The following is a 1,948-nucleotide window of genomic DNA, read 5'->3' on the forward strand; positions in this document are numbered from 1 at the left end:
TATTCCCATACTTTTTTTATTCTTTTCAATAGAATATACATATTTTTTCATTTAGTTTATAGATCCGCGAGGGTCATAACAAAGACCCCCTCTAGCTATTTATAAAAATAACCACCCCTTAAAGACACAGAAACACACTGATTTCACTGGTAAAATTCAATGAGCAGTAATTTAATGTGTTGCAAAAGGAAATCCTATATCTGGATAAATTTCTGCTGTCATCAAACCTTTTTCCCTTACCAAACGGACAAGAACAACCTGTCCCGAACGAAGCTCTGCTAAACCAAAACGGCGCAACGTTTCCATATGAATAAAAATATCTTCTGTTCCCTGCCCACGGCTAAGAAAACCGAAACCTTTGTCACGATTGAACCATTTAACAATTGCACGTTCTAGGCCACTTTCCGGAGTAACAACAACATGAGTACGGGCTGGAACTTCTGATGGATGAACCGCTGAAGAACAATCGATGGATTTCACCTGAACGCATTTTAATCCTCGTTCTGTTTTTTCCACAGCACAAATAACTTTAGCACCCTCCATAGCTGTTTGGAAACCATCCCTTCGCATGACTGTAACATGCAATAATATATCGGGAAAATGAGGTAAATCAGGTACAATAAATCCATAGCCCTTACTACCATCAAACCACTTAATGACACCACTGATTTCGATAATCTCTCCACAAGCACCTATACTATCCTCAGATAGGGAATAATCCTTTAATGCATCCTTACTCGTCATAATAACGTGATCCTGTAGCTTATAAATTGCACGACATTGATTCTCTAGGTTTAAGTAAACATTGCTCTTGTATCAACACGCAAGCCCCAAGATAAGATTTCCCCATATTGTCGTAATTCTTACATGTTAATATCAACATGGAATTTATAAAAATATTGATAAAACTATTTGATTGTACGCTTTACATATCTTACAAGGAGTGCCTTATAAAAAAGGTCATATAAAAGTTTTTTACATAATGGTATTTTTATTGGTATTTTATTAATGTGTAACTTGATTAAATGTGTAACTTGCATGATGAAGAAGTTCAATATAAGGTGCAAAAACAACAATTCAATTAAGGAAAATGCGCAATGCAATTGAAGAAAATCCTTACGACAATCACAATTTTCATGGCACTTGCAGCAAATGTTTATGCGAGTGAACCTATCAAAATTGGTGTTTATCTTCCATTAAGTGGTCAAAATGCCTTTGGCGGTCAACTTGAGATTCGAGGTATCGAATTAGCGCACAAACAAGTTCCAGAAATTTGGGGACGTAAGGTGGAACTTGTTATTATTGATAATAAGTCTGATAAAGTGGAAGCGGCTAATGCTGTTATGCGTTTAACAGCAAGCGAAAAGGTCAGTGGAATCATTGGGAGCTACGGTTCTTCACTCTCACTAGCAGGTGGAGAAATATCTGAAAAAGCAAAGACTCCAACCATTGCAACTTCTTCAACAAGTCCCCTTGTTACACAGGGTAAAAAATATTACTTTCGCGCGTGCTTTATTGATTCCTATCAAGGAGTGGGAATCGCAACTTATGTAAGTCAAGTTTTAAAGGTAAAAAAAGCCGCTATCCTCAAAGATATTTCAAACGATTATGCGATTGGTCTTGCAAGTTATTTTGCACGTGCTTTCAAAAAATTAGGTGGTGAAGTTATCTCAAATTTAAATTATAATTCTGGAGATCAGGACTTTTCAGCTGTTCTCACGCAAATTATTGCACAAAAACCTGATATCTTGTTCATTCCATCTTACTTTTCTGAAGGAGCTATCATCATGAAACAAGCGCGTGAATTAGGAGCGAAGTTTCAAATTATAGGTGGAGATGCTATGGATAATCCAGAGACGATTACAATTGCAGGAAAAGCAGCAGAAGGTTTCTTACATACGACACTTCCCTATAGTGAGGATATGACCAAATATGTCAGCAGCTGCGC

At 36.9% G+C, this 1,948-nt stretch carries 1 protein-coding gene and 1 pseudogene; one reads left to right on the plus strand and one right to left on the minus strand.

The genetic code is table 11. The annotated features are described in order from the left end of the window. Positions 1 to 171: 171 nt before the first annotated feature. Positions 172 to 744: a cold-shock protein gene (locus BN338_RS02470; protein WP_039758687.1), complete on the minus strand. Its 573-nt coding sequence runs from the start codon at positions 742 to 744 to the stop codon at positions 172 to 174. Between the two features lie 353 nt (positions 745 to 1,097). On the opposite strand from BN338_RS02470, the pseudogene BN338_RS02475 reads away from it, so the two are divergent. Next, positions 1,098 to 1,948 (plus strand): annotated as a pseudogene (locus tag BN338_RS02475) (ABC transporter substrate-binding protein); the annotation flags it as partial.

Source organism: Bartonella queenslandensis AUST/NH15 (assembly GCF_000312585.1).
Taxonomy (GTDB): Bacteria; Pseudomonadota; Alphaproteobacteria; order Rhizobiales; family Rhizobiaceae; genus Bartonella; species Bartonella queenslandensis_A.

Bases quoted from the DNA above. Each gene is read 5' to 3' on its own strand.
- BN338_RS02470 (WP_039758687.1), bottom strand. From the start codon at position 744: ATGACGAGTAAGGATGCATTAAAGGATTATTCCCTATCTGAGGATAGT.